At 65.2% G+C, this 6,814-nt stretch carries 7 protein-coding genes; 1 reads left to right on the top strand and 6 read right to left on the bottom strand.

Annotated features, from left to right (window positions below; all coding sequences use genetic code 11):
- Window positions 1-77: 77 nt before the first annotated feature.
- Window positions 78-1,442, bottom strand: a complete 1,365-nt coding sequence (locus tag LR394_RS40790; RefSeq protein ID WP_407937221.1) for a KamA family radical SAM protein — start codon at window positions 1,440-1,442, stop codon at window positions 78-80.
- A gap of 71 nt (window positions 1,443-1,513) precedes the next feature.
- On the opposite strand from LR394_RS40790, the gene kdd reads away from it, so the two are divergent.
- Window positions 1,514-2,656 (top strand): L-erythro-3,5-diaminohexanoate dehydrogenase, encoded by a 1,143-nt coding sequence (gene kdd, locus LR394_RS40785; RefSeq protein ID WP_231450096.1) that lies wholly within the window; start codon window positions 1,514-1,516, stop codon window positions 2,654-2,656.
- Here the strand turns inward: kdd and LR394_RS40780 are convergent.
- From LR394_RS40780 to LR394_RS40760, 5 genes are all read right to left on the bottom strand, one after another.
- Entirely contained in the window at window positions 2,610-3,527 is a 918-nt protein-coding gene (locus LR394_RS40780; RefSeq protein ID WP_231450095.1) for a formate transporter FocA, read from the bottom strand. The genes kdd and LR394_RS40780 overlap by 47 nt on opposite strands.
- Window positions 3,528-3,657: 130 nt before the next feature.
- Entirely contained in the window at window positions 3,658-4,119 is a 462-nt protein-coding gene (locus LR394_RS40775; RefSeq protein WP_231450094.1) for an NUDIX hydrolase, read from the bottom strand.
- Window positions 4,120-4,146: 27 nt separating this feature from the next.
- Window positions 4,147-5,385: a type II toxin-antitoxin system HipA family toxin gene (locus LR394_RS40770; protein WP_231450093.1), complete on the bottom strand. Its 1,239-nt coding sequence runs from the start codon at window positions 5,383-5,385 to the stop codon at window positions 4,147-4,149.
- Window positions 5,382-5,669, bottom strand: a complete 288-nt coding sequence (locus LR394_RS40765; protein ID WP_231450092.1) for a helix-turn-helix domain-containing protein — start codon at window positions 5,667-5,669, stop codon at window positions 5,382-5,384. Before LR394_RS40765 ends, LR394_RS40770 begins: the two co-directional genes overlap by 4 nt.
- 936 nt (window positions 5,670-6,605) lie before the next feature.
- Window positions 6,606-6,814, bottom strand: a 209-nt coding sequence (locus LR394_RS40760) for a hypothetical protein (RefSeq protein ID WP_231450091.1), incomplete at its 5' end; no start/stop codon positions are given.

The following is a 6,814-nucleotide window of genomic DNA, read 5'->3' as shown; positions in this document are numbered from 1 at the left end:
TTCTGAGTCTCTCCAAGGGACTCGAACGGCGCGGGCCGCCCCTTCTGCGTTTTGCCAGCCACAACGTCCATTGGCTTTTAGGCAGTAGCAGTCCACCAATTCTGGCCGGCCTCGGGTAACTGGTCGATCGGGTCGTAGTACGGGTAGCCGCGGGTGAAGGCCTCGTCGTCGGTGGCCTCGATCGAGGTGCGATAGTTCTTCGTCCAGGTGGAGATGCCGCGGACCTGGTCGTAGGACTCGGCTTGGTGCACCCAGCGCTTGCCCACGAACGGCACGTCGCAGACGATTCGCGCGGTGGCGAAGCCGGGCAGGTATCCCATGATCGCGTGCTGCAGCTGCTGCGCCTTCGACAGCGGAACCCGCCAGTGCTCCGAGGCCGGGATCATGTCGCACATGTAGAAGTAGTACGGCGTGATCATGGCTTCGTCGAGCAGTCCGAAGCTCAGGTCGAGCAGCGCCTCGGGTGAGTCATTCACGCCACGCAGCAGCACGCCTTGGTTGCGCACATCCCGAACCCCGGCTTCCAGCAGAGCCTTCGATGCCTTGGCCACCAGCGGAGTCAGCGAGTTCACCGTATTCACATGGGTGTGCACGGCCAGGCTGACCCCCTGGTGCCGCGCCCTCTGAGCAACTCGCTCGATGCCAGCCAGAACGTCCGTTTGTAACCAGTGTTGTGGAAGCCCCATGAGCGCCTTGGTGGCCAGACGGACGTCCCTGATCGAATCGAGCTCCAGGAGCCGCATCAGGAACGACTCCAACTGCCGCCAGGGCACGTTCGCCACGTCGCCTCCCGAGACGACTACGTCACGTACCCCAGGATTTTCGCTTAGGTAGGCCAGCATCGCGTCGTAGCGATCGACCGGCTTGCCGGCCAGCCGGAGCTTGGTGACGGTGGGCGTCGATGTCCCCACCAGGTCCATCCGGGTGCAGTGCCCGCAGTACTGGGGGCAGGTAGGGACGAGCTCGGCCAGAACTTTGGTGGGGTAGCGATGAGTGAGCCCCTCGGCCACCCACATGTCGTGCTCATGCAGCGAATCCCGGCTCGCCATCGGATGACTGGGCCAGATCGGATGTCTGTCCCTGGCCATCGGGAGCATGTACCTACGCACCGGGTCGTGCTCGATCGCCGAAGCGTGCCAGCGCGACTCGCGGGGCAGCATGGTGTTGAGCATCTGGGGCGGCAACAGCATCGACATCGTCGCGAACTGCTCCTGGTCGCGGCCGAGATCTTCGTAGAACTCGGCCGGGGCCAGGTCACCGAGCACTTCGTGCAACTGCTTCAGCGACTTCACGCAGTGCGCCCGCTGCCACTGGGCGCTCGACCACTCCTGAGACGTGACGGTGCGCCACCCTGGAAACCGCGTCCAGTCCGGTTCGGCGAGCTCGTGCCGCTGGTACTGGTAAGGCTGGGCCATCCGGGGGATGGAGCGATTTGCCGTCATGAGTTCCGTCACAGCTCGATCGTAAGCAAAGATTTACGGAACTTGGAGAGTTTGACAGGAGGATTTTCGGCATGACGCAGCAGTGGAGCGAGTTGGGCCTGCATCGGGTGCTGGAACCGGAGGGGGTGCTGCCGCAGGCGGCCTGGCGGCTGGATCCGGCTGCGCCGGTGGGCGAGGACGAGGTGGTGCTGGCGGTCGAGCGGCTCAATCTCGATGCTGCGAGCTTCCGTCAGCTGTTCGAGGAGCATCAGGGTGATGGTGCGGCGATCCGCGCGGCGGTGCGGGCGATCGTCCAGGAGCGCGGAAAGATGCACAATCCGGTCACGGGTTCGGGCGGCATGCTGATCGGGACCGTGCTCGAGGTGGGCCCGGCCTCGCCGCTGGGTCTCAAGGAGGGGCAGCGGGTAGCCACTCTGGTGTCGCTGACCGCTACCCCCTTGCGACTCGACGACCTGTCGGAGTGGGACGGGCGGTCTGAGCAGGTGCCATGCTCCGGGCGGGCGGTGCTCTTCGGTCGCTCGATCGCGGCCGTGCTCCCCGAAGACCTGCCGGCCGAGCAGGCCCTGGCCGTCTTCGACGTGTGCGGAGCTCCGTCCCTGACCGCGCGGGTGGTGGGTGAGGTGGGGGCGAAGGGTATGACGATCGGCTACCCGGGGAGAGCGCTGCCCGACGAGGGGGATCTGACTGTGGTCTCCGGCAGCAGAACCGGCCAGAGCACTCGTCCCGGCTCGGTGGTTTGCGTCATCGGTGCAGCTGGCAAGAGCGGAAGCCTCTCCCTCGCCGCGGCCCGCTCCGCCGGCGCCGCCCACCGGATCGGTGTAGTCCGCTCCCCTGAGGAGCGTCAGGCCCTACTGGCCGCCTCGCGCCTGGACCCCCAACCATTGGCCACCACCGTGATTGTCGCCGACGCCCGCAACCCGGTGCTCCTGGCCGAAAAAGTCCGTGCCGCAGGCGGTCCAGCCGACGTCACTGTGCTCTGCGTAGACGCGCCTGGATGCGAGCACGCGGCTGTACTGGCCACGGCCGAGCGCGGCACGGTCGTGTTTTTCTCGATGGCCACGTCGTTCAGCGCCGCGGCGTTGGGAGCGGAGGCCCTGGCCGCGGATGTCACGATGCTGGTGGGTAACGGGTACTCCGTGGGGCATGCCGAATTGGCTCTGCGGGAGTTCAGGGCGTCCGCGGGGGTACGGGCCCTGTTCGCCGGCCGGGGGTGAGCGGCCGTAGGTAGGCCAGCCAGTACAGACCCCCGACGATCAGCGCGCCACCGATCAGATTGCCGATGGTCACGGGCAGCAGATTGGCGATGAAGGGCTGCCAGCCGACGTGGGCGAAATCGCCTGCGTCGGCGTGGATCGAGCTCCAGAACGATTCGGGGGCAGAGTTTTTGATCATCGCGGCCAAGGGCAGAAAATACATGTTGGCCACGCTGTGCTCGAACCCCGCCGCGACGAAGGCAGCCACCGGGGGCACCACCGCCACGATCCGATCAGCCGTGGTGCGAGCCGAGTAGCTGAGCCAGACCGCCAGGCAGACCAGGGTGTTGCAGAGCACCCCCAGAACCACGGCCCGCAGGAACCCAAGGTCCCCCTTGCCGTCAGCCAGGTGCAGCGCGGCATAGCCGACCCCGCCGTCAGCCGAGCGGTACTGCTGCGAGAGCACTACGAGTCCGGCCGTGAGAAAAGCACCCACGAAATTGCCCAGGTAGACGATGACCCAGTTCCGCACCATCGCCGCGCCCTCGATCCGCCCGGACACCCAGGCCATCACCAGCAGCACATTGCTGGTGAAGAGTTCGGCTCCGCCGACCACGACCAGAATCAGCCCGACCGAGAACGCGCACCCCATCAACAATTTGGACAAGCCGTACGGCAGACCCACCGACTCCGGGGCGGTCGAGATGGCGATCGTGGCGAACATGGCCCCGAGCGCCACGAACACCCCAGCCAGAACGGCCAGTGCGAAGGTGGTCAAGGGGTGCCCACCGGCCTTGGCCACGCCCACGCTGACTGCCTTCTGGGCAATCTCGCGAGGCACCAGGGCATCGGGCGTGGCTGGAACGGCTGGGCTGGAGGTCGTACTGGCCATCGGAGGGGCTCGGTTCTCCGTATCCACGGCTGGGCGGCAGGAACGACAAAAGTCTCCTCCAGTCCAGGGCCCGCCCAGGGCCCGCATCAGACCGTGAAAATCCCCGTTATTAAGGCCGTTTGACCCTTCTTCAGGGTTCCGGCCAGCCGTGCATGGTCAAGCTGACCTCGCCACGGAGATATCCGTGTAATCCCGCCGCCGGGTACGGAATCAAGTCCTCGGGCAGGTTGTGCACCGCGAACCACCGCAACTGAAGACATTTGTCCGGTTCCCGATTCACCGGTTCGTTTTCCCATTCGGTGGCCTCGAAGAAGAAACCGATCCGATCACGGGTTCCGTCGCTCTGGTGATGATGCACCGTATGCACCAGTCTGATCCGGTCCGGATCAACCACGACTCCGGTCTCCTCGTAGGCCTCACGGGCAGTGGCCAACGTCAGCGATTCCCCCGGCTCGAGCTTGCCCGAGGGTGCGTGCCACTGCCCGTACCCGTACGAGCCGGCCCGCTGCGACAGCAGGATCTTGTCCTCATCCCGCAGGATCAGGTGCACGTCGATCACCGGGCCGGTCGGGTCGCTCGAACTGTCAGCCACGGGCACGCTCCTGACTAGGGCCGACGATCAATTCTTGGACGCTGTGACGACGGCTTCCAGCCGGGGTTCGATCGCTTCCGCCATCATCGCGATCTCGCGTTCGGCGACCTTGTTGCGTCGGGCCTGTTCCCGCCAATCCGCCAGAGCCGCTGCCACGTGACTCAGCCGCTGCCGGGCCGCCGCCAAGTCCAGACTGCAGTCCTCGGCCAGCGCCAGCAGGCCTTCGATCTCGTCGGGTTGTGAATCGGCCCCGGCGATAGAGGTGGAGCGTTGCCGGGAGACGTCCGGGTTGGGATTCACGTCGAAAGCCGGGCTGAGCGTCCAGGCGCCGTGATCAGCGAGGAATCCGTGATTGCGCAGATGGTCGTCGGTATTGCCCAGTGCCACGCTGGCGATGATCCGGTCGTAGAGCTCATGGTGATCGCGCCGGGGAGAACGGGAGATGTCCCGCATCGCCTCAGCGATGTCGGCGTAGTCGCGCTGCTCGCCGTCGGTGGACCCGGTTGCCGTCATCGCACTGATGTAACCGAGACGCTCGCCTGCGCTCAATCGGTCGAATCTCCTCAGGATCAGCACACTTCTTTCACCGACTCGGGTGAGCCGACGCTCCGGTGTCCGGATCCCGGCCTGTTCCAGCAGATCAAGGGTGGTCGCTTCCCAGGCCATCACATCCCAGCCATCACTGGCATGCGGGAACTTCGCGATCGCGAGACCCCCGTCGTCCAGACGCACCGAAGCCTTCGGCCGAGCGCCACCCAACCCGGTCGTCCCGGTGTTCAGCAGTTGCTTGACGGCCTTGGCAGGATCCTCGTCCAGGGCCAGCTCATCGCTGGCGCGGAGTAGTTCTGGCAAGGAAATGAGCCGCGGCACCCTCGACGGCTTACCCAGGAACTCGTCGTGGCCCGGTAACCGGAAACGCAGAGCCCCTTGGCGGGTGTCGTCGCTGACGCCGAGAAGGAAGTCCAGGTCGTCCAGCCTGCGGGGCGCTCTGCGAGCTTCGCGCGCGTGCGTCCGTTCCGCCTTCTCGATGAGGTTGCGCCCCCACCGATCGGGCGCGCTGTCGGCGAAGGCTCTGAGCAGGCCCGTCTGATGCTGCGAACCGGACATCAGGAGCAATGCCGGATCGATGTTCATCCCGCTGTCGACCAGGTAGGCCGGGTCATAGAGGAAAGTCGTGGAGATCGCGCCGCGCCCCCGGGTGAAGTGCACCTGACCGACCAGACGAGTGCGGCCGGCCTCCTCGACGAGCACCTCGACGGTGCTCACCGGGCGCGCCTTCTGGTCAGGCTGGCGGCCCGGAGCCTGCCGATGTCGCTGTTCAGCGGATCGATCGCGGCCACGCTCTGATCAAGCACACCGAGGGCGCGCAGCACCTGAGCGACATTGCTGAAGCTGACGTTCGGGTTGCCCGACTCGATCTTGCGCAGTGTGTCGCGGGTGATGTCCGCTCGTTCGGCCACCTGCTGGGCGGTGAGGCCCAGGACCATGCGCCACCCGCGCACGTGTTCACCGAACGTCGTGATCTGACGGTCGATCTTGTAGCCGGTCATAGCCACCTACCTTCCGGCGACCAGGATATCCATAAAGCTCCATTGTGACGACTCTGATCGCCATAGCGATCTGATCTACGGCTCTGGCGCGAGGGTGCAGTGGAGGGGAGAACGGTTCATAGAGCCCGGGTGTGAGTCAGGTCAGCTGTACGTGGCCGCCGACCTTGATCACGCAGGTATCCAGGTTGGCGCCAGGGCAACTCCGGCGCCCTGTCCGATTTCGCTGCATCCAGTTCTGGGGTGCCGCACCGATGTGGTCGGCCGATCCCGCTATTCGGGCCGGGCGTAGCCATGCCTCGAACGTGTACACCCAGGACACCTGGTACCGAATGTCTCGTACGTACACATCGTGGGTGAGCCTCTCGGCCTGACATTTGCTGGGTGCTGCGGTGAGTGCTCGTACCCAAGTAATCGCGGTACTGCCGGAGATCCGCTGACTTCGATGGCGGTTGGCTCTGGCCGGCCGGCTGCACCGGCCGGTTGACGTGGCGTCGAGTGTGCTCGGCTCGAGCTTGCTTCGAGCCCGAAACTGGCTGGAATAAAGGCCATTCGGAAGGGAACAAACCGAGATCGGGACGCGTGGGATCCGGCTCGGGCGTGGACGGGCTCTTCGAATCGGTGACGGCGGGCTCTCCTGCGCCGTTTCGGTCGGGGCTGGAAGGAGTCGGTCGCACCAACCCCACCTTGGCGCGGGGCCCGCTCCGGTTTGCAGCGGAAAAGATCGAGCACTGCCCCCGTGTTGCACCTGGATCAGAGGGCGACCTGGCAACCGCCGTTCTCGTGATCAGACTGTGACCGTGACCGCACGGCCGTAGGTTTCGAGGGGGCCGGAACGCTGGTAATGTTTTCCGAGGCCCTTCCGCCAGGCACCTTGTGTGAGTGGCGGGCTTCGGGAGCAACGGACGCGTCAGCGGCCGGTCTCGAGGTTGATGGCCTTCATCTTCTGCAATCGTTGAGCAGTGCATGCTCATGCCCTTCGCCGGGCATGTGATGCTTTGCTTTGTCTATTGCCGTGGGTGAATGTTTTACCGCCGGTAATAACCGCGAAACGCGGATTTGACCGGTTGAACGAGAAGGGCTAATGTTCTTCTCAGTCGCCCCGAGCGAAAGCCACTCAGCTAGACAACAGAGTGGCCGGAAGTCGG

This window comes from Kineosporia babensis (genome assembly GCF_021129305.1).
GTDB lineage: Bacteria > Actinomycetota > Actinomycetes > Actinomycetales > Kineosporiaceae > Kineosporia > Kineosporia babensis.
Note: the sequence above shows the minus strand (reverse complement) of the source record. Positions and strands in the feature narration are given on the sequence as shown.

Excerpts from the sequence above, each read along its gene's own strand:
- LR394_RS40790 (WP_407937221.1), bottom strand. The coding sequence starts at position 1,442 with ATGACGGCAAATCGCTCCATCCCCCGGATGGCCCAGCCTTACCAGTAC.
- kdd (WP_231450096.1), top strand. The coding sequence starts at position 1,514 with ATGACGCAGCAGTGGAGCGAGTTGGGCCTGCATCGGGTGCTGGAACCG.
- LR394_RS40780 (WP_231450095.1), bottom strand. The coding sequence starts at position 3,527 with ATGGCCAGTACGACCTCCAGCCCAGCCGTTCCAGCCACGCCCGATGCC.
- LR394_RS40765 (WP_231450092.1), bottom strand. The coding sequence starts at position 5,669 with ATGACCGGCTACAAGATCGACCGTCAGATCACGACGTTCGGTGAACAC.